Source organism: Streptomyces sp. L2 (genome assembly GCF_004124325.1).
Classification (GTDB): Bacteria; Actinomycetota; Actinomycetes; order Streptomycetales; family Streptomycetaceae; genus Streptomyces.
In genome coordinates, this window is record NZ_QBDT01000001.1 from 394474 (window position 1) to 414050 (window position 19577).

The 19577-nt window shown below is 72.7% G+C and carries 19 protein-coding genes and 3 pseudogenes; 11 read left to right on the top strand and 11 right to left on the bottom strand.

The genetic code is table 11. The features are described 5' to 3' along the window. Nucleotides 1–7: 7 nt before the first annotated feature. Nucleotides 8–751 (bottom strand): flavodoxin domain-containing protein, encoded by a 744-nt coding sequence (locus DBP14_RS01745; RefSeq protein WP_277752677.1) that lies wholly within the window; start codon nucleotides 749–751, stop codon nucleotides 8–10. Between the two features lie 303 nt (nucleotides 752–1054). Here DBP14_RS01745 and DBP14_RS01750 point away from each other — a divergent pair, with 303 nt between their 5' ends. Continuing rightward, nucleotides 1055–3742 carry a GNAT family N-acetyltransferase gene (locus DBP14_RS01750; RefSeq protein WP_129305285.1) on the top strand — a complete coding sequence of 896 codons (2688 nt, stop codon included), beginning with the start codon at nucleotides 1055–1057 and terminating at the stop codon, nucleotides 3740–3742. 28 nt (nucleotides 3743–3770) lie between these two features. After that, on the top strand, nucleotides 3771–4496 hold the full coding sequence (locus tag DBP14_RS01755) for a CBS domain-containing protein (RefSeq protein WP_129305286.1): 726 nt from the start codon (nucleotides 3771–3773) through the stop codon (nucleotides 4494–4496). A gap of 276 nt (nucleotides 4497–4772) precedes the next feature. Here the strand turns inward: DBP14_RS01755 and DBP14_RS37385 are convergent. Further along, nucleotides 4773–4889, bottom strand: a pseudogene (locus DBP14_RS37385) (hypothetical protein); the annotation flags it as partial. A 133-nt stretch (nucleotides 4890–5022) separates the two neighbouring features. Beyond that, nucleotides 5023–5178 (bottom strand): annotated as a pseudogene (locus DBP14_RS36595) (MBL fold metallo-hydrolase); the annotation flags it as partial. 354 nt (nucleotides 5179–5532) lie between these two features. On the opposite strand from DBP14_RS36595, the gene DBP14_RS01765 reads away from it, so the two are divergent. Further along, nucleotides 5533–5991, top strand: coding sequence for a cyclic nucleotide-binding domain-containing protein (locus DBP14_RS01765; protein WP_129305287.1), 459 nt, complete (start codon nucleotides 5533–5535; stop codon nucleotides 5989–5991). Nucleotides 5992–6035: 44 nt separating this feature from the next. Further along, the gene (locus DBP14_RS01770; RefSeq protein ID WP_129305288.1) at nucleotides 6036–6695 is read left to right on the top strand and encodes a CBS domain-containing protein; all 660 of its coding nucleotides are present in this window, start codon (nucleotides 6036–6038) and stop codon (nucleotides 6693–6695) included. A gap of 101 nt (nucleotides 6696–6796) precedes the next feature. On the opposite strand, the gene DBP14_RS01775 is transcribed toward DBP14_RS01770, so the two are convergent. From DBP14_RS01775 to DBP14_RS01790, 4 genes are all read right to left on the bottom strand, one after another. After that, complete coding sequence (locus tag DBP14_RS01775; RefSeq protein ID WP_129305289.1) at nucleotides 6797–7498, bottom strand: CBS domain-containing protein; 702 nt, start codon at nucleotides 7496–7498, stop codon at nucleotides 6797–6799. Between the two features lie 122 nt (nucleotides 7499–7620). Then, nucleotides 7621–9357 (bottom strand): GAF domain-containing protein, encoded by a 1737-nt coding sequence (locus DBP14_RS01780; RefSeq protein WP_277752678.1) that lies wholly within the window; start codon nucleotides 9355–9357, stop codon nucleotides 7621–7623. 233 nt (nucleotides 9358–9590) lie between these two features. Further along, nucleotides 9591–10265 (bottom strand): pyridoxamine 5'-phosphate oxidase family protein, encoded by a 675-nt coding sequence (locus DBP14_RS01785; RefSeq protein WP_129305291.1) that lies wholly within the window; start codon nucleotides 10263–10265, stop codon nucleotides 9591–9593. A gap of 21 nt (nucleotides 10266–10286) precedes the next feature. Then, complete coding sequence (locus DBP14_RS01790) at nucleotides 10287–11357, bottom strand: zinc-dependent alcohol dehydrogenase family protein (RefSeq protein WP_129305292.1); 1071 nt, start codon at nucleotides 11355–11357, stop codon at nucleotides 10287–10289. A 293-nt stretch (nucleotides 11358–11650) separates the two neighbouring features. Between DBP14_RS01790 and DBP14_RS01795 the strand changes: the two genes are divergently transcribed. Next, complete coding sequence (locus tag DBP14_RS01795; protein WP_129305293.1) at nucleotides 11651–12220, top strand: hypothetical protein; 570 nt, start codon at nucleotides 11651–11653, stop codon at nucleotides 12218–12220. A gap of 184 nt (nucleotides 12221–12404) precedes the next feature. On the opposite strand, the gene DBP14_RS01800 is transcribed toward DBP14_RS01795, so the two are convergent. Together DBP14_RS01800 and DBP14_RS01805 are read right to left on the bottom strand one after the other, a co-directional pair. Then, nucleotides 12405–13322, bottom strand: a complete 918-nt coding sequence (locus tag DBP14_RS01800) for a universal stress protein (RefSeq protein ID WP_129305294.1) — start codon at nucleotides 13320–13322, stop codon at nucleotides 12405–12407. Between the two features lie 22 nt (nucleotides 13323–13344). Beyond that, a complete protein-coding gene (locus DBP14_RS01805; protein ID WP_129305295.1) occupies nucleotides 13345–14250 on the bottom strand; it encodes a universal stress protein in 906 nt (301 codons plus the stop codon). 204 nt (nucleotides 14251–14454) lie between these two features. On the opposite strand from DBP14_RS01805, the gene DBP14_RS01810 reads away from it, so the two are divergent. After that, a complete protein-coding gene (locus tag DBP14_RS01810; RefSeq protein ID WP_129305296.1) occupies nucleotides 14455–15117 on the top strand; it encodes a CBS domain-containing protein in 663 nt (220 codons plus the stop codon). Here DBP14_RS01810 and DBP14_RS01815 read toward each other — a convergent pair. Beyond that, nucleotides 15044–15541 (bottom strand): hemerythrin domain-containing protein, encoded by a 498-nt coding sequence (locus DBP14_RS01815; RefSeq protein ID WP_129305297.1) that lies wholly within the window; start codon nucleotides 15539–15541, stop codon nucleotides 15044–15046. The two genes, DBP14_RS01810 and DBP14_RS01815, sit on opposite strands and share 74 nt — an antisense overlap. A 112-nt stretch (nucleotides 15542–15653) precedes the next feature. Here DBP14_RS01815 and DBP14_RS01820 point away from each other — a divergent pair, with 112 nt between their 5' ends. Continuing rightward, entirely contained in the window at nucleotides 15654–16091 is a 438-nt protein-coding gene (locus DBP14_RS01820; protein WP_129305298.1) for a pyridoxamine 5'-phosphate oxidase family protein, read from the top strand. A gap of 24 nt (nucleotides 16092–16115) precedes the next feature. Here the strand turns inward: DBP14_RS01820 and DBP14_RS01825 are convergent, their stop codons facing one another. Next, nucleotides 16116–16799 carry a response regulator transcription factor gene (locus tag DBP14_RS01825; protein ID WP_129305299.1) on the bottom strand — a complete coding sequence of 228 codons (684 nt, stop codon included), beginning with the start codon at nucleotides 16797–16799 and terminating at the stop codon, nucleotides 16116–16118. Between the two features lie 215 nt (nucleotides 16800–17014). Between DBP14_RS01825 and DBP14_RS36600 the strand changes: the two are divergent. From DBP14_RS36600 to DBP14_RS01845, 4 genes and pseudogenes are all read left to right on the top strand, one after another. Beyond that, nucleotides 17015–17195 (top strand): annotated as a pseudogene (locus tag DBP14_RS36600) (nicotinate phosphoribosyltransferase); the annotation flags it as partial. Nucleotides 17196–17404: 209 nt separating this feature from the next. Then, entirely contained in the window at nucleotides 17405–17695 is a 291-nt protein-coding gene (locus tag DBP14_RS01835) for a DUF1918 domain-containing protein (protein WP_129305300.1), read from the top strand. Further along, nucleotides 17679–18557 carry a universal stress protein gene (locus DBP14_RS01840; protein WP_129305301.1) on the top strand — a complete coding sequence of 293 codons (879 nt, stop codon included), beginning with the start codon at nucleotides 17679–17681 and terminating at the stop codon, nucleotides 18555–18557. The genes DBP14_RS01835 and DBP14_RS01840 overlap by 17 nt, the downstream gene beginning before the upstream one ends. 30 nt (nucleotides 18558–18587) lie before the next feature. Continuing rightward, the gene (locus DBP14_RS01845) at nucleotides 18588–19577 is read left to right on the top strand and encodes a nitroreductase (RefSeq protein ID WP_129305302.1); all 990 of its coding nucleotides are present in this window, start codon (nucleotides 18588–18590) and stop codon (nucleotides 19575–19577) included.

The following is a 19577-nucleotide window of genomic DNA, read 5'->3' on the forward strand; positions in this document are numbered from 1 at the left end:
GCCGCGTTCACAGCGGAGTGTCGCCCTGCCCGAGTATCTGGTCGCCGATGCTCCGGGCCCAGGCGTCGACCGCCGGCCAGTCACGGTAGTCGCCGTAGCGCAGTCCCATGGCCTGGAACTTCATCCGCCCAGCCCTGGACAGGTGGTCGGGCTCGATGACACCCGAGAACAGCTGATGACCACGTGGACGCAGTGCGTCGGCCAGTTCCCCGATCACATGTCGTTCCTCCTTCCCGGCCAGCGCTTTCCACGGGCCCCGCAAGGCCGCCGGCATCCCCACGCTGAAGAGCCACACACCGCGCTCGTTCAGCAGTTGTGCGTGACGGTGCGCGAACGTCAGTGCTTCGGGAAGCCATGCCATGTCGTGAACGGCGCTGCCCACCACGAACGCGTCGTACTCGTCAGGATGGTCCACGCCGCCGACGGACCGCGCCTCGGCTCGAAAGCCCCGCTCTTCCAAACAGTCCGTGATGCGTTCAGCGATGGACCGGGTCGACCCCGCGACGCCGGCGTACGCGACGAGCACACGGAAGGCGGCGTGTCCTTCAGAGGGGTCCGGGACCGTGTTCACTGCGCCAGTGTCCCCGGCGGCCACGCTGATCGCACCCGGCGTCGGCGGCCGACGCGGCGCAGGCAGGAGCAGGCCGATGCTGCGGTCGGCCTCCAAAGCCTGGTGGGCCGGCGGCGGGATGCAGGCGCCGAGGATCAGGTAGCCCTCCATGTCCGGGCCGAGCTCGGCCCCCCTCGGCATCGTGCAATCGGGCGTCTCCTGACCGTAGGGATCACCCCAGGGGTGTGCCTGGTGCAGTGAACGCCGAATCCCCCGGGGGGTATCAGGTTTTGAGGGGACTGGGCATCCATGCCACCGTCCCGCCCACGGTGGTCTGGGTACACCCAGCACTCCGCCGCGGTCTTACGGGCCTCGGCCTGATCGCGGTTCTCGCACCGGCGTCGGGGAGGGCCACTCGGCCCACCCGATGCCCCGTCAGCCCCTGTTTCTCCTGGAACCCCGCACCGGACGCTGGAAACAGGCCCTCCGGAGGGAGATCTCGTCATGACCAGCACCCAGGAAGCCCCGGTCCACGCCCTGCTCGTCGACGGGACCACCGTCCGCATCCGCGAGGCGGGGCCGGCGGATCATGCGTCCGTGCGACGTCTCTACCAGGAGATGTCACCGCGAAACCTCCGGTACCGGTTCTTCACCCTCAGCCCTGCCTCGGCGCTGCATGCCGCCGACCGGGTGGCGAAGGGCGTTCGGCCCCGGTATCGCGCGCTGGCCGCCGAGTGGGACGGGCGGCTCGTGGGACTGGCCGAGTACGAGATCCTGCCCGGCGGCACGACGGCGGAGATCTCCGTGGCCGTCGCCGACGAGTGGCACCACCGTGGTGTGGCCACCCTCCTGCTCGAACACCTGGCGGATGCCGCGCGCAGGACGGGCGTGACCGCGTTCATCGCCGACACGCTGGCCGAGAACCATGACATGTTGAGGGTCTTCCACGACATGGGGCTGCGCGTGACCCGGGACTTCGGCGGCCCCGACATGCACTGTACGGTCGAACTGACCGAGGATGAAGGTTACTTGGCTGCCGTGGAAGCCCGGGGCCGGGTCGCCGACGTCGTCAGTCTGGGGCCACTCCTGCGGCCCCGGGTCGTCGCGGTGATCGGCGCGGGCCGCTCTCCGGGTTCGGTCGGGCGCGCCATCCTGCGGAACATCCACAACGGTTCATACACAGGGCGGTTGTTCGCCGTCCATCCACAGGCCGACGTGATCGCCGGGGTGCACGCCTACCGGACGGTCACCGACCTGCCGCTGGTGCCGGACCTGGCCGTGATCGCCCTACCGGCCGCTGCCGTCACCGATGTGGCCGAGGAATGCGGACGGGCCGGTGTCCGCGCGCTGCTCGTGGTGTCCGCCGGCCTGGATCCGAAGCAGGGCGCCGCGCTGACGGCCGCGTGCCGACGCCACAGCATGCGGCTCGTCGGCCCGAACTGCCTGGGCCTGGCCGACACCGAGGACGACGTCCGCCTCGACGCCACGTTCGCCGCCCAGCACCCGGGCCCCGGCACCGCCGGGGTCGCCGTCCAGTCCGGCGGCGTCGGCATCGCCCTGCTGGACGGCCTGACCCGGCTCGGCATCGGAGTGTCGTCCTTCGTCTCGCTGGGTGACAAGTACGACGTCAGCGGCAACGACATGCTCCAGTGGTGGGAGAGCGACGGGCGCACCGACCTGGCACTGCTGCACCTGGAGTCCTTCGGCAACCCCCGCGCGTTCTCGCGCACCGCCCGCCGCGTGGCCCGGAACATGCCCGTCCTGACTGTGGACGCCGGCCGCTCCGAGGCCGGACGGCGGGCCGCCGCCTCGCACACCGCGGCCGCGGCCACCCGGACCGTGATCCGGCAGGCCCTGTTCACCCAGGCCGGCGTCACCGCCACCCGCACGATCGGTGAACTCCTCGACACCGCCGCTCTCCTGCACGCCCAGCCGCTGCCCCGGGGCACGAGGGTCGCCGTCGTCAGCAATGCGGGCGGGGCCGGCGTCCTGGCCGCCGACGCTTGCGCGGACGCCGCCCTAGTGATCCCACCGCTCGCCGCCGACCTGGCGGACGGCCTGCTGTCCGTGCTGCCCGAGGGCGCCACCGCGGGCAATCCCGTGGACGTCACGGCCGCCGTCGGCGAGGAGCAGCTGCGGGCCTGCGTCGATCTACTGGCACGGCACGGCGGCGTCGACGCCGTCCTGGTGAGTCTGGTGCCCACGGCGGTCGCCGCGGCCACGGGTGAAGACCTGGTGCGTGCCCTGACCGCCTCCGGTGGTCCACTGCCCCGCCCGGTCGTAGCCGTGCTGCCCGCGCAGGCGGCCCGTGTCGAACTGCTGTCGGTCGCCGACGGAGGCAGCCTGCCCGCGTACTCCGACGCCGAGCACGCCGCCCGCGCCCTGGCCCACGCCGCTGCCCGCGCCCGCTGGCTCGCCCGCCCGCCCGGCACCGTCCCGGAGTTGCCCGACGTGGACACCGGACGCGCGAGGAACGTGGCCGCCTCCTTCCTCGACGGAATCCCGGAAGGCGGCTGGCTCGATCCCCGGGCCACGGCCGGGCTGCTCGGCTGCTACGGCATTCCGCAGATCCCCTGGGCATGGGCCCGCGACGAGGACGAGGCGGTGACCGCCGCCGAGCGGCTCGCCGGGCCTGACGGACGGGCCGTCATGAAGGCGTACTGGCCCGGCCTGCTGCACAAGAGCGCGGAGCATGCGATCCGCCTCGATCTGCGGGGCGCCTACCAGGTCAGGGCCGCCCACCGCGATCTGGTCGCCCGGTTCGGCGACCGGATGACCGCGGTGGTCGTCCAGCCGCTCGCCGAGCGAGGCACCGAACTCCTCGCCGGAGTCGTCCAGGACGAAGTCTTCGGCCCCCTCGTACTGTTCGGCCTCGGCGGCACCCCCACCGACCTCCTCGGGGACCACGCCGCGCGGCTCGCCCCGCTCACCGAGACCGACGTACACGACCTGCTCGCCTCTCCTCGTTGCTCCGCGCTCCTGGCCGGATACGCCGGCAGCCCCGCCGCCGACATGAGCGCACTGGAGCAACTGCTGCACCGGCTCTCGCGGATGGCCTGCGACCTACCCGAGCTGGCGGAGGCGGATCTCAATCCCGTGCTGGCCGGACCACAGGGCATCACCACACTCGACGCCCGTGTCCGGCTCGTGCCGCGCCGTCCCCACGATCCCTATCTGCGCAGGCTCCGCTGACGGCCGGAACCACCGAGAAGGGCCCGCCATGAAACCCACCGAGATCGGCGCCTTCATGACCGACGAGGTCGTCACGGCCCGCTACGGCACCCCGTTCAAGGAGGTCGTACGCCTCCTGCGTGATCACCGCATCAGCGGGCTGCCGGTGATCGACGACGACAAGGTCATCGGGGTGATCTCCGAGACCGACCTGATGCGACACCAGGCGGCGCCGGTCGAGTCCGCCGGCCGTCTGGCGACCCGCGCGCGCCGACTGAGCCGGGGTGCCCTCCGGAGCGCCGCGCCGAGCACGGCCCGCACCGCCGGCGGACTGACGTCGACGCCCACCGTGACGGTCCGCGCGCGGGCCGCACTGCCGGTGGCCGCCCGGCTGATGACGCGGCGCGGCATCGAACGACTGCCGGTGGTCGACGAGGAGGACAGGCTGGTCGGCATCATCACCCGCCGTGATCTGCTCGGGGTCTTCCTTCACTCCGACGAGGAGATCGAGCAGGCGGTACGGCGGGAGGTGTTCGCCGACGCGCTGTGGCTGAGCCCGCACATCGCCGGCGTCACCGTTCACGAGGGCGTGGTCACCCTCACGGGTCAGCTGGAGCGGCGCGGCGACGTCACCGCCGCCGCCGGCCCGACACGTCGCCTGGACGGTGTCGTCGACGTGGTGAACCATCTCACCTACCACGTCGACGACCGCTTCGGCCGCCCCGCCGAACCGGTCGAACACACCGGACCCGGTGACGGGCGGCGGGCGTTGTGAGCCGGCGGACCCGGTCTGTGCCGGGTGAACGCGCGGCATCCCCAGCCTCAGCGGACGGGCACGTGCTCCCCGGAGCGTGTGCAGTGCGGGTGCTCCGCGGAGCCAGACGACGATCTGCCCGGCGTCGGCGTGCGCCGAGAAGTGCGGTACGTCGACGACGGTGGCCCGGACCGGGACGTACTCACCGAACATCTTCAGTGCCCGCGCTCCGTCCACGAGGTCACGGGCGCGGGTGCCCTGCACGGCGAAGCCGACGACGACCACGATGTCGCGCGGATCGGGCAGCAGCCTGCACAGATGGTGCAGGACACGGCCTCCGGTGGCCATTCCGGAGACGGAGACGATGACGGACGGGCCGCGGGAGTGGCCGATGTCGATGGATTCCTGGACCATGCGCACGGCGAGGAAGGGCTCCGGGCCGGGCGCGGCCGTACCTGCGGGTCTGAGGGTGCGGTCGACGTCGGACGATCCGGCCGCGGAAGCCGTGGCGGACCAGCCGGGGCAGATATCCGCAGTGGTCCGGATGCGCGTGGGTGATCGCGACGGCCTCGATGTCAGCCGCGTCACAGGGCAGTCGGCGCCAGTTGCGCCGCCTGAGGCCGGCGAGGCCCTGGAAGAGACCGCAGTCGACGAGCACGCGGGCATGGTCGCCCTTCGGTTGGGTACGCGCGGCCTGCAGCACGACGGTCAGGTCCGTACCGTCCCACAGCCGGATCAGACGTCGCGGGTCGAGGTTGCTCTCCGCCAGACGCGTCCCGGGCGGGAAGGGCCGCTCCCGCGCCCTTCGCGCAGGCGGGACAGTACCGTCCGGCCGATTCCCTCATCGTGGCGGGACGGATCACCGACCGCGACGACCGCGATGCGCGTGGGCACGCTCATGGCCCTTCTCCCTCCACCGCAGGTGTGTCCAGCGTGCGCGGGCCGACGGGCGGAGCGCATGGGCCGAAGGGCCCGCGGCCTGGTCCGGACGGCCGGTGGTGGGGCCTCGCGAAGGCGCGCACGCTGGGATCGACAGTCCACGAGGGGAGCCGGTGCGATGATCTCCGCAACCACCATGAACACGGCGCTTGAGCCCGCGCACCGCGAACGGCTGATGCGTCTCGCCCGCCCGGTCTCCTTCGAGGCCGGAACCCGCCTGTTCGAGGAGGGTGGCCGCGCCGACCGGTTCTGGATCGTGCGCACCGGGACCGTGGCCCTCCACATGCACGTGCCCGGCCGCCGCCCCGCCGTCGTCGAGTCACTCGGCCCCGGCCAGCTGGTCGGCTGGTCCTGGCACTTCCCGCCCTACCTCTGGCACCTCGGCGCCGAGACCACCAGCCCGATCCGGGCCTGGGAGTTCGACACCGAGACGGTACGTGCGATGTGCGCCGAGGACGCCGAGTTCGGACGGTCGATAGCGGTGTGGGTGGGACGCGTGGCCGCCCAGCGGTTGCACGCCACCCGCGTCCGGCTTCTCGACCTGTACGCCCCCTACGGCAGCGGTGACGTGCTGTGACCGGGTATCCGACCCGCTCCGCCGCACGGCCTCGGGAGGAGATCATGCACGACAGCCCGCATCAGGTGAGCGATGTGATGACGCGTGCCGTCGTCGCGGTCGGCCGCAAGGCCCTGTTCAAGGACATCGTCGAACGCATGGAGCAGTGGAAGGTCAGTGCCCTGCCCGTGCTGGAGGGCGACGGCCGGGTGATCGGGGTGGTCTCCGAGGCCGACCTGCTGCCCAAGGAGGAGTTCCGGGACAGCGACCCGGACCGCTTCACCCAGCTGCGACGCCTCTCCGACCTGGCCAAGGCCGGAGCGGTGAGCGCCGAGGAGTTGATGAGCGCGCCGGCGGTCACCGTCCACGCGGACGCCTCCCTGGCCGAGGCGGCCCGGATCATGGCGCTGCGGCACGTCAAGCGGCTGCCCGTGGTGAACGCCGAGGGTGTCCTGGAGGGCGTGGTCAGCCGCGGAGACCTGCTGAAGGTGTTCCTGCGTCCCGACAACGACCTCGCGGACGAGATCCGCCGTGACATCGTCGACGTGCTCTTCCCTGCCCCGGTCGAACCCGTGCACATCATGGTCACCGACGGCGTGGCGACCCTGACGGGACGCGTCGAGGACAGCGGCCGCATCGACCTGGCCGAGCGCCTGGTGCGCGGCGTCGAGGGGATCGTGGGAGTGGACTGCCGGCTCATCGCGGTCGGCTCCGCCGGCGCCTGACCCCCCGGCGTCACCGCGCCTTACCCCGTCGGCGCCACCGCCTCACCCGTGCCGCGGCTCCGCCGGAGGTGCGCGTGGTGTCACCGGAGGTGCGCGTGGTGTCAGGCGGGCGCCGGCCGTTGCGGGTCCGGCAGATCGGGGGAGAGGTCGGGGCGGCGAGGCGGGCCGCTGAGAGCGCAGCGCACGTCCACCACACCCGGCACGGCCCGCGCGAGGCGGGTGGCGAGCGGGACGAGTGCTGTGGTGTAGACCCGGCCGGTGAGAGTGACGACACCGTCGTGCACCTCGACCCGGACGGTGTCGGCGTGGGTGCCGAAGAGCCGTACGACGACCTCCCGCCGGACGTCGTCGGCAATGTCAGCGTCTTCCCGCAGGAAGACCTTCAGCAGGTCGGACCTGCTGACGATGCCCCGCAGGGTGCCGTCGGGGCCGGCGACAGGCAGCCGCTTGACATGCTTGCGGGCCATGAGGCGGGCGGCGTGGGCGAGAGCGGTGTCAGGCGTCACCGTCAGGGCGGGAGCGGTCATCAGCTCACCGGCGGTGACCGCGTCGGCTTTGAGGACGTCGGCGGGGTGCCTGCTCCACCCGGCGGAATCCAGGTCGGCCTCGCTGTACTCCTCTTTGGGCAGCAGATCCGCCTCGGAGACGACTCCGACGACCTGTCCGCCGTCGTCCAGCACGGGAAGGGCGCCGACGTGCCACTCCCGCATGGTCCGCACGATGTCCTTGAACGCCGCCCCCGTCCGCAGGGCGACGACCCTGCGGGTCATCACGTCGTTCACGACGAGGGGTGTGCCGTTCATGGCGTCCTCCAGGGCGGTCGTGGCTCGGGCACCTCCCAGACTGACCCGGTGGTCCGGTCCGGGCCAGGGGCCGAGTGGCCCGGCGGCCGGGACCCCCGGTCCCTGGCCGATGCCTGTGCCGTTCAGCTGCCTGAATCCCCGCCGCGTGGGGAGGAGACCACAGGGTCCTGCGCACCGGGCAGGGGCACCCGCCAGCGCAGCACGGCCCCGGTGCCGTCGGGACCACCGGACACATCGAGCCGGCCACCGAGTTGTTCCGCGCGCTCGGCCAGGTTGCGCAGACCGCTGCGCCGGCCGCATGAGGGAATGCCGACGCCGTTGTCCGCGACCGTCAAGGAGACCTCGCGCCCGTCGGTGGCCACGGCGACGCGGGCCCGGTCAGCGCGGGCATGCCGGGCGATGTTGGTGAGGGCTTCGGAGAGGACGGCCACGACGTGGTCGGCGATGTCGGGCGGAACGTCCGTGTCGAGGAGACCCTCGATGCGCACGCTGGGCGTGAAGCCCAGTACCGGTGTCCGTTCGCCGACGATGCGCACGACCCGGGCCCGCAGGCCGGAGTCGCCCTCTCCCGCGCGGGTGCGCAGACCGAAGATGGCCGAGCGGATCATCTTGATGGTCTCGTCCAGGTCGTCGACGGCCCGCAGCACCCGCTCGGCGGCCTCGGGATGGTCGATGAAGCGGCCCGCGCTCTGCAGTGTCATCCCGGTCGCGAAGAGCCGTTGGATGGCGAGGTCGTGGAGGTCCCGGGCGATCCGGTCACGGTCCTGGAGCACCGCCATCCGCTCGGCGTCCAGGCGGCGCTCCGCCAGTTCCATCGCGACGGCGGCCTGCGCCCCGAAACCGCGCAGCATCTCGGTCTCCCGCTCCGAGAACACCGGCCCGCCCGCCTCACGCACCACCAGGACCACGCCTCGCACACCGCCGTCCCCGGTGCCGATGGGGACGGCCACGCCGGGACCCAGCCCGTGGAAGCGCGGCGGCTCCGGAGAGATCCGCGCATCGGAGTTGACGTTCTCGGTGGCGACCGGGGCACCGGCGGAGAAGGCGAGGCCCATCAAGGTGCCCGACAGGGGCAGCACCAGGCCGTGGTGGGCGTCCGCGTCCATGCCCACGGCGATCTCGACGCTCAGGGACTCCGTGCCCTTCATGGGCGTCGCCACCGCCGCCAGGGCCGAACCGGTGATCTCGCTGGCTCGCTCGGCGATCAACTGCAGGGGCTCGTCCCGCGTGCTGCCGGACATCAGGCTGTGTGTGATCTCCGCATTGGCGCGCAGCCAGCGCTCGCGCAGCCGCGACCCCTCGTACAGCCGGGCGTTGTCGATCGCCACGCCGGCCGCCACGGCCAGTGTCAGCAGCACCGACTCGTCCTCTGCGTCGAACTGCGCTCCCCCGCGCTTCTCGGTCAGGTACAGGTTGCCGAAGACCTGGTCGCGGACCCGTACCGGAACACCGAGGAAGCTGTTCATCGGCGGGTGGTGCGGCGGGAAGCCGTAGGTGGCCGGATGCTGGGAGATCTTCTCCAGCCGGAGCGGCTCGGGATGCCGGATCACCTCACCGAGAATGCCGTGCCCCTCGGGGAAGGAACCGATCTCCGCGATCTGCTCCTCCGTGACACCGACGGTGTGGAAGGCCGACAGCGTCCTGCCGTCCGGACCGATGACACCCAGGGCGCCGTACTCGGCGTCGACGAGTGTGGTGGCCACCTCCACGACCGAGTGCAGCACCTGTTCGAGGTCCAGTTCCCGCCCGACCGAGAGCACCGCCTCCAGCAGGCTGTGCACCCGCCGCTGAGCCCCCCGGGCGGCGTCGATCCGCGCCTGCAGCTCATCCAGCAGGTCGTCCAGCCTCAGCTGCGGCACCTGTGCACGGGGCGTTCCCGGATCGACCACGCCGCTCCTCCAGCTTCCCGGGCAAGTCCGGACTGTCGCGGTCGTCTCCCACATTAGCCGCCCCTGGTGAACACGGCCCAGCCGTCGTCTTCTGCACAGCGCTGAGAAGCGGGCGGCGCCGACAGTCCCAGTCCGGCCGTCTGGAACTCCGCCTCCCCGGCGATCCGGCCCGAGTGACCGCGGGTGACTGCGGGGGTCGACGCTCACACCGTGATCCGGCGCCCCGTGACGCTGTCCGGATCGATCCGCACCCACAGTTCACGTCGTCCGCCCGCCCAGGGTCCGGTGTGCGCCCGCTCCGTGTACCGGCGCTGGTCCTGAGGGTCGCTCACCCGGTGCGCGGGTCCGCGTACCAGGACGCTCCAGCCCCGGCTGAACGCGTCGTCGACACGGTCGACCTCGAAAGCGACCCGGAGGCCGTCGGCTTCCGCAGGGACGGTGCCGGCGGCCGTACGGAAGACGACGGCGCCGTCGACGAAGCTGTAGTTGACCGGCACGATCACCGGCCCGGTGGCCGTGGACACCGCCAGCCGGCCCACGCCGTGCGACCCCAGCAGCGTCCGGCACTCCTCGACGCCCAACTCGGTGAGGCGGGGGGCCCGGGCGGCTCGCCCCGCCCCGGGGGGCGTGTCGGCCACTCCCCCGGTCAGCTCGCTCACCGTGGTGTCCAGGACATCGGCCAGCCGGTTCAGCACACCGCGGCGGGGCGCGGCACCGGGATGCTCCTCCAGATAGCGGAGGTAGCCGGTGGCCATGCCGCACCGGGCGGCCACCTGCCGCCGGGTCAGGCCCAGTCGGGCCCTCCGGGAGGCCAAGCGACGGCCCAGGTCGCCCAGCGGCGACTCCGTCGCCACGCGTTCACTGATCTGTTCGGTCATGGCCGTCGCGCTCCTTCTCGGTCAGGCCGCCGGGACGGCCACTTCCTCGTGCTGTTCCTCGCCGAGGACCACTTTCAGCGCGCCGGTGTCGGCGGCCCTGGAGAAGACGTCGTACGCCTCTTCCATGTGGTCCAACGGGAAGGTGTGGGTGACCAGTTGTCCGGTCGGCAGCCGTCCCGCGCCGGCCATCCGCAGCAGGGTGGGGGTGGAGCGGGTGTCCACCAGGCCGGTCGTGATGGTCACGTTCTTGATCCACAGGTCTTCGAGGTGCAGCGTGGCGGGCTTGCCGTGCACGCCGACGTTGGCGACGTGGCCGCCGGGCCTAACCATGCGGGTGCACAGTTCGAAGCTCTCCGGCACCCCGACCGCCTCGATCACCACGTCCGCCCCGAGCCCGTCGGTCAGGTCGGCGACCAGTTGCCCGGGGGCCTCGTGCACGTCGGCCACCGCGTCGGCGCCGAGCCGGTGGGCGGCCTCCAGCCGGGCCGGGGCGAGGTCGACGGCGATGATCCGCTCGGGGGAGAACAGACGTGCCGTGGCGATGGCCGCCAGCCCGATCGGTCCGGCGCCGACGATGGCGACGGTGTCGCCGGGGCGTACCCGCCCGTTGAGGACGCCGACCTCGTAGGAGGTGGGGAAGATGTCCGCGAGCAGGACGGCGTCCTCGCCGCGCAGGCTGCCGGGCAGCGGGTGGACGGACAGGTCGGCGTAGGGGACTCGGACGTACTCGGCCTGGGTCCCGTCGATCAGGTGGCCGAGGATCCAGCCTCCGCCGCCACGGCACTGGCCGTAGGAGCCGTCCCGGCAGAACCGGCAGCGTCCGCAGGCGGTGATGCAGGAGAGCAGCACCCGGTCGCCGGGCCGCGCGGTGCGTACGTCGCTGCCGACCTCGACGATCTCGCCGACCGCCTCGTGGCCGAGCACCGTGCCGGGACGGACCTCGGGGACGTCGCCCTTGAGGATGTGCGGGTCTGTTCCGCAGATGGTCACGGCCGTGACCCTCACGATGGCGTCGGTGGGCTCCTTGACGGCCGGGTCCGGGACGTCCTGCCAGGCTGCCTGACCAGGACCGTGGAAGACATAGCCCTTCATGGCGCTCCTCACCCTGTGTCGGTCTGGTGCGGGGCCTGGTCATCCGGCCCGCACGAGGATGGTGGGCCGGACTTCGGCGCGGCGCCGGTGCCCCGCACCTTCAGGTTGCGTGGCGGGACGGCTTCGCGCTTGGGCCGTTGGGCCCCTGTCAGCACGATCAACGTGTTCTCGGACCCGGTCGGCGCGGGTCGAGGGCTGAGTGGCCCCCTTCCCGGGCCCGAGGGCCCCTGTCCGTATGGCTCGGCGTCGAGTCACCGTCGAAGGGGTCACCCCCTGGAAGGAGGTGCTCCGTGATGAACGGACGGAGACCGCTGTGGCGCTGGCGGAGCAATCCGCTGCGGCGACCCGAAGACGTGGTCGAAGCATGGATCGTCCTGGCCGTCTGGGTCACCGTGGTGATCGCCGGAGCCGTCGTCTGGCTGGTGACGGCTCGCGCCGCCGAGCACGAGTTCGCCGCGGAGCGCGCCGACCGGCATCCCGTTCAAGCGGTCCTGCTCAACGATGCCTCGCACGACGCCGCGCGCAGGTCGACGGACGGCCGGGTGCAGACGGCTGTGCGCTGGCCGGCTCCCGACGGCACCGCCCGGACGGGCCGCACCCTGGTGAACGGAAGCCTGAAGGCCGGGGCGCATGTACGGCTCTGGCAGGACGACCGGGGCCGGCTGGCCCTCTCGGCGCCGACGGGCCGGCTGCAAGGGCATGCCGAGGCCGCCCTCTTCGGCGCCGGGGCCGCCCTCGCCTCGGCGGTCCCGGTCTTCGGCGCGGGCGTCGTCGCACGCGACCGGCTCGACCACCGTCGCATGGACCGCTGGGGCCAGGAGTGGGAGCTGGTGGGGCGCCGGTGGGGCCCGAGGCCGCGCTGAGGAACTTCCGCCTGCGGGTACGGGTGCCGCACAGAATGAACGAGAGGGAGCTACAGGCGCTGCGTGCCGTGGTCGATCACCGCACGGTGCACAACACTCTCCGGCAATCGCCGCGGTCACAGCCGAGTTGGACGCGGGCGAGGACTGAAGCGATCCGGAGGCGGTACGCGGCCTTCCGCGCCCTTCAGACAGCTTCCGGCACGTCCGGTACGACGGCCACGGGACAGGCCGCGTGGTGCAGCACCCCGTGGGCGACGCGGCCGAGCTGGAACGCGGGACGGCCCCGGCGTCGCCGGGCGCCCACGACGAGCAGGCCGGCTTCGCGGGACGCGGCGAGCAGCGCGTCCCGGGCGAAGCCCTCGACCGTACGCCGCCGCACCTCCAGTCCCGCAGGGGCGTCCCGCACCGCCTGCTCCGCCAGCTCCACGGCTTCCCGCTCATAGACCTGAGCCTGCCTCCCAGCCATCAGGGGGTGGGCGCGCGGCTCGTGCAGGGGCCGGCGCCAGGCCCGTACGGCCTCCACCGGAACGCCGCGCGACACCGCCTCACCGACCGCGAACCGTGCGGCGGCCGAGTGCCCCGGTTCCGCACCGACCCCCAGGACGATGCGGCCGCCGGCCCCCGGGCCGATGTGCGTGTCGTGACGTCCCCGCAGCACGATCACCGGACAGTGTGCGCGCCCGGCCACCGTGAGACTCACGGAACCGAGCAGCGACTCGGTGACACCGCTGCGTCCCCGGCATCCCAGGACGATCACGAGAGCCCGGCAGCTCTCCCGGACCAGCCCGGAAGCGGCTTCCTCCGGCAGCACCTGGGTGATCGTCTCCACCTCCGGTCGCCGGCGCAGGGCCCGTCGCTCCGCTGTGACGACGATGTCCTCGGCCATCGCCTCCAGCGGGGGCTTGCCGGGATCGTGCGGCATCGACCAGCCTTCGTGGCGCTCCCGGAGCGAGGCGTGCACCAGCCTGAGCGGCGCCCCGTGCAGGGCGGCCTCGTCGGCGGCCCATTCCGCGGCCCGCAGGCTCGGCTCCGACCCGTCGACGCCGACGACGACAGGGAGTTTCGCGGGCTCGTCCAACGCCGGTGCGTCTGCTGCGCCCATGGCTTCCTCCTCGGCCGGCGGCTCAGCTGTGCGCGACGACCGCGACAGGGGCGGACACGTGATGCAGGGCGGCATGGGTGACGTGACCGATGTGGGGGCCGAGGGAACCCGCGCGGATGCGGCGGCCGACGACCACGAGAGAAGCGTCATGGGAGTCGTTCACGAGAACCTCTGCCGCGCTGCCGCAGCGGCTGGCCTCCAGCACCTCGACGTCCGGGAACTTCTGGAGCCACGGACGCAGCACCTTCCTCAGCAAGGCGGCCTGACCGCGCTCCAGCGAGTCCTCTAGCTCGACCTCGGCGGAATGGCCGAAAGGGGAGAGCAGCGGCGCGGGCCATGCGGACACCACCCGTAGAGCGGCCTTCCGCCGTGCCGCGGCGTCGAAGGCGAACTCCAGCAACGTGTCGTCCGGATGATCGATGTCGAGGCCCAGGACCACCGGTCGGAAGGGCGCCGCGGCGGAAGGCACGCCCATGCGATCCATTCTGTGCTCGTCGGCGGCCTGCTCCCCCGCGCGCACCAGCACCACGGGCCGCTCGGCACGGGCCACGACGCCCAGACTCACCGAGCCGGTCATGAACCGGCCGGGCACGCCCAGACCCCGTGATCCCAGCACCAGCATGTCCGCGTAGCCGGCCGCTTCGCACAGGATGTCGGCAACGGTGCCGGTGAGGCGCTCCGTGGTCACGTCGATGCCGGGGTGACGCAGCCGGAGGCCCTCCGCGGACTCGTCGGTCAACTGCTCTGCCCACCGCTGGTAGCGGTCGGGGTCCAGCAGCGGGGTCCGGCCCGCGTACCTGGGCATCCGTTCCTGAACGTGCACGATCTTCAGGGGAAGACCGCGCAGCAGCGCTTCCCTCGCGGCCCACTCGGCCGCGGCCCGGCTCTCGGACGAGTCGTCGAGGCCCACGGTGACGGTGCGGGACATCTTCCACCTCCAGGCATCGCAGTTCCGGTACCAGCGTCGCGCCGCCGGGCCGCGCGGTTCAGGGGCCACCCGGCCCCACCGTGGGCCGACCGACCCTCCCGAAGACGGCGGGTCGTGCCGGGGGCCGGATGGCCCCTGGCCGCCTCCCGTCCTCCGGCACATGCTGGAAGGAGCCGGGCACCCATCGACCCTTACGGAGTCATCATGTACGGCACCCCGCGCACCGTCAGTGACGTCATGACCCCCACGGTCGCGGCCGTCGGACGGCGGGCCCCCTTCAAGGAGATCGTGCGGCTGATGCAGGACTGGCGGGTCAGCGCGCTGCCCGTGATCGAGGGCGAGGGCCGCGTGGCCGGAGTCGTCTCCGAGGCGGACCTGCTGCCCACGGAGGAGCTCCGGGACGATCCCGACGCCGGCTACCTCCAACTGCGTCAGCCCGTCGACGCGGCGAAGGCCGGCGCGCTCACCGCGGGGGACCTCATGTCCTCCCCCGCCGTCACGGTCCGCGCCGACGCCACACTCGCCGAGGCTGCGCGCCTGATGGCCCGCGAGGGGGTCAAGCGGCTGCCGGTGGTGGACCGGACCGGACTGCTGGCGGGCATCGTCAGCCGCACCGACCTGCTCAAGGTGTTCCTCCGCGACGACGAGGACATCGCCGCCGAGGTCCGGCGCGACATCGCGTCGTGCCTCGTCCCGCCGCCGTCGGCCGTGCACGTAGAGGTGCGGGACGGTGTGGTGACACTCACCGGCCGGATCCGTGACAGCGGCCTCGTTCCAGTCGCCGCGCGCCTGGTCAGGGCCGTTGAAGGCGTCGTGGACGTGGACTTCGACCTCGCCCACGACGGCCCGGTGCGTCCGGCGCGGTAGACCCCTGGGCCATCGCCGCCGCGCACCGGGCCGGACGGCCGTGTCGGACGGCGGCGAGTCCCGTGCCGGCTTGCGCGCGTACCGCCTCGGCCGTCTCCCACTGCTCGGTGCTCAGGTACGCCGGCGCGGCGGGGAAGACGCCGCCCTGCTCCTTCAGGATGTGGTCGCGCAGCAGGTCGAGCGCCGCGATCAGCCGCGCGGGCCAGGCCCGGTCGGCGGGGCCCGGTCCGCCCGCCTCGGCGAGTACGGCCTCGATGCGACGGTGCTCCTCCTCCAGCGCGGCGATCTTCTCGGGGAAGCCGGCGGCCAGGGCCGGGGACAGGCCGTGTTCCTCCACCTGGCTGATGAGGTTCACCACCGTCTCGTGCTCCTGGGTCAGCTGGTCGATGGACCTCAGCGACTGGCAGCCGCGGTACTCACACATCGCTAGGCTCCTTCTCTTCGCGGCCGAGGGGGCCAGGGGTGTGGGACGCGAACGGGACGAGGAGGGCCGTCCGGCCCTAACGTCCCCGAACCGGGTGGGGAACCATGGAGAGATGCTCCACGAAGACGGCTTCCGCGCGCTCGACCGGCACGAGTGCCTGCGCCTGCTGGCCAAGGTGCCGGTCGGTCGCGTCGTCTACACGCTGCAAGCGCTACCCGCCGTGCTTCCGGTCAACTTCTCCCTGGACAGCGACTCCTCGGTCCTCCTGCGCACGTCCGCGCGCTCGGAACTCGTCCGGGCCGTCGACGGCGCCGTCGTGGCGTTCGAGGCCGACGACTTCGACGCCACGACCCGGTCCGGCTGGAGCGTGGTCGTCACCGGGCAGGCGACTGTGGTGACCGAGCCGGGCGAACAGCAGCGACTGGAACGCACCGGTCCACGCTCGTGGATCGTCACGGACGGCGTCTTCGTGCGTATCGAGGCCGAGATGATCACGGGCCGGGAGATCACCGGCTCACGCGGTGGCACGGACGGTTCACTCAACCCGTGACCAGCGCGCGGCGGTCCGTGGCCCTCAGTGTCCGTCCCGTTTCCGGGTGTCCTGGACCTGGGTGGCGATGACGGCGGCCTGGACGCGGCGCTCCACACCGAGCTTGGCGAGCAGCCGTGAGATGTGGTTCTTCACCGTCTTCTCCGCCAGGTAGAGGCGCTGCCCGATCTGCCGGTTGGTCAGCCCCTCCCCGATCAGCGCCAGGATCTCCCGCTCCCGCTCCGTCAGGCCGGGCAGGGCGTCCCGCTCCTCCTCCTGCTGCGGGCCGCCCCGCAGCCGGGCCATCAGCCGGGTGGTGGCGCTCGCGTCGAGCAGGGACTGGCCCGCCGCCACGGTGCGTACGGCCGAGACCAGGTCCGAGCCCTGGATCTGCTTGAGGACGTAGCCGGAGGCCCCCGCCATGATGGAGTCCAGCAATGCCTCCTCGTCGTCGAACGAGGTCAGCATCAGGCAGGCCAGCTCGGGCATCCGCGAGCGCAGTTCCCGGCAGACCGTCACGCCGTCTCCATCGGGCAGGCGGACGTCGAGCACCGCCACCTGCGGCCGCAGCGCGGGAACCCGCACCAGCGCCTGCTGCGCCGTGCCGGCCTCACCGACCACGCTGATGTCCGGCTCGTCGTCCAGCAGGTCGCGCACACCGCGCCGTACCACCTCGTGGTCGTCCAGCAGGAAGACCCGGATGGCACTGCCCGGATCACCGTCCGCCATCGCATGCTCCTTGTTCGCGGCCTGTGCCGAATGCCCGCTGCGAACGGAATCGGCCCTTCTACGATCCTTACCGCATCCGGGACCAACGGCCAGGGCCGATCGGCCCTCGTTGCGGGAGGCGCCGGCGAATGGGGTGCGCCTGACCGGGACACGCTCCCCGCTCGGCGTGGCCGGGACCCGCGCCGCAGGGCCAGGGGGCGGCCCCTGGTCCGAGCGAGGTGGGGATCGCGGCCGGCGGCGGACTCGACGAGTACGGCGTGGACCGGCTGGTGCGGTCCGGAGCCCCCATCGACGTGTCCGCCGTGGGCACACGAGTACGACGGCCGTCCGGTGATGAAGCTGTCGTCGGCGAAGGCCACGGACCCGGGCCGCAAACAGGTCTACCGCCGTGCCGGACGGCCGAGCCGGACGGCACCGTCCCGACGCCGCCGGCCATGCGTGGCGTGCACGCCTCGTCGCTCGCGGCCCGCGGCGACCGACCCACGTGCCCAGGGGACGGCGGGCCCCCCGGCGGGACCAATGGCCCCTGGCAGGGCCTCGTGCCGGGGCCTTCCATGGAATCGGCGGCGGCGTCTCCTCCGCGCCACCGCAGGGAGGTGAGAGCGATGTCCGCTCCCGCACCGCTGAAGAAGAACGGCCGGACCGCAGCGGCCAACGGCCCCGAGGCTGCGGGTACCTCGATGCGCGCCCGCGTAGGCGACGAGATCGTCGTACGCGGGACCGCGGCCGGCGTCGTCGCACGGGACGGCGAGATCGTCGGCCTCCACCATCCGGACGGCAGCCCGCCCTACGACGTGCGGTGGGCCGAGGACGGCCGGACGACCCTGTACTTTCCGGGGCCGGACGCCTACATCCGCCATCTGGTGACGGGAGACGGCCGTGTCCCGGCCCGGTGACCGCCGGCCGGTCGTGGTGGGTGTCGATCCCGACCCCGGCCATCGGACGGCACTGGCCTGGGCGGCGGACGAGGCCGCCCGGCGGCGGCTGCCGTTGCGCACCGTCCATGTCGAAGGCGCGCCCACGCGCGGCTACCGCGGGCGGGACGTCCCGCCGTCGTGGCAGGAATGGAACGAAGCCCTGCACAAGGCCGGGAAGCACGTGCTGGAGGAGGCCACGGACTTCGTTGTCGCCCGGCATCCCACGGTCGAGGTCGAGTCCCTGCTCGTGGAGGGCGACCCGGTTTGGGTGCTGCGTGAGCAGAGCCGTGACGCCACCGCCCTGGTGCTCGGCTCACGGCATCTGAGCCGGCGCCAGGAAGTCTTCGGCTCCGCCTCGATCGCCCTGCCGGTCATGGCCCGCACGCACTGCCCCCTGGTCGTCGTCCCCGAGCCGGAGCACGTCACCCAGGAGCCCGCCTACTACGTCGTCGGCGTCGACGGCAGCGCGCACTCCGCCACCGCGGTCGACGTGGCGTTCGAGGAAGCGGCCCTGCGCGGCGCCGCGCTGCGGGCCCTGCTCGTCCTGGAGCCCGGACGACTCGGGATCTTCGACGAACGCAGGCCCGAGCAGGAGTCCCGCCGCCTGCTCTCCGAGACCGTGGCAGGCCGTCAGGCACGTCACCCCGAGGTCGACCTGCACCACGAGGTGGTACGGGGGCACCCCGTCGACGTACTCACCGACGCCTCGGCCCACGCCCTGGGGCTGGTGGTCGGGACCCGGGGCCGCGGCGGATTCACGGGCATGCTCCTGGGCTCTGTCTCCCAGGGCGTGCTGCACCACGCCCGTTGCCCCGTCATCGCCGTTCCGGCCCCCGGGTGAGCCCCGGGACCAGTATCAAGGGAGGCCGCCGTGACCGCGGAACCACTCGACACCCGGACCGTCAGCGCACTCGTGGCGGACGCCTGCGCGGCGCCGTCGCTGCACAACGCGCAGCCCTGGAGCTTCCGCTACCTGCGGGACAGCAGCGTGCTGCGGCTGTACGCCGACCTCCGGCGGGCGTTGCCGCGAACCGATCCGGTGCAGCGCGGTCTGCACATCGGCTGCGGTGCCGCGCTGTTCAACCTGCGGGTGGCCGCCGCCGCGGCGGGCCTCTGCCCGCTCCTCAGGTTGCTGCCCGACCCGGCCTGCCCGGAACTCCTCGCCGAGATCCAGCTGTTCAGTACCGGACCACCCGACGCGGAACTCGCCCGGCTGGCGCCGGCGATCCGGCGCCGGCACTCCAGCCGGCTGCCCTTCCGGGACGAGGCGATCCCCGGCGAGGTGCGGGACGGGCTCCTCGCGGCCGCTGCCGCCGAGGGCGCGCAGCTGGTGTTCCCAGGTGCCTGGCACGTGAAGTCGCTCCTGGCCCTGGTGTGGGACGCGGAGGGCCGGGAAGCGGCGGACGCGGACATGCGCCGGGAAACGGCGCGGTGGACCCGCACGGAGCCGGGGGAAACGGTCGGGGCGCCGGACGGCATCCCCGGTGGGGCGTTCGGTCCGCGGCAGCGCGGCAGCTCCGTCCCCCTGCGTGACTTCGCCGCCGGGCGTCCGATGCCCGGGCGCGGCTGGGCGCCGTTCGAGGAGAACCCGGCCGTCGCCCTGCTGGGGACGGCCCGAGACGATCCCCCGGCGTGGCTGTGTGCCGGGCAGGCGCTCGAACGGGTCCTGCTGCGGGCCACCATGGACGGACTCGTCGCCTCGCTCACCTCGCAGCCCCTGGAGTGGCCGGAGGTGCGCTGGATGGTCCGCGACCCCCTCTCGGCCATGGCACACGTCCAGATGGTCATCCGGATCGGCTACGGGCCGGAAGGCCCCGCGTCGCCGAGGCGGCCCGTGACCGACCTGCTCGACGTGATCTGA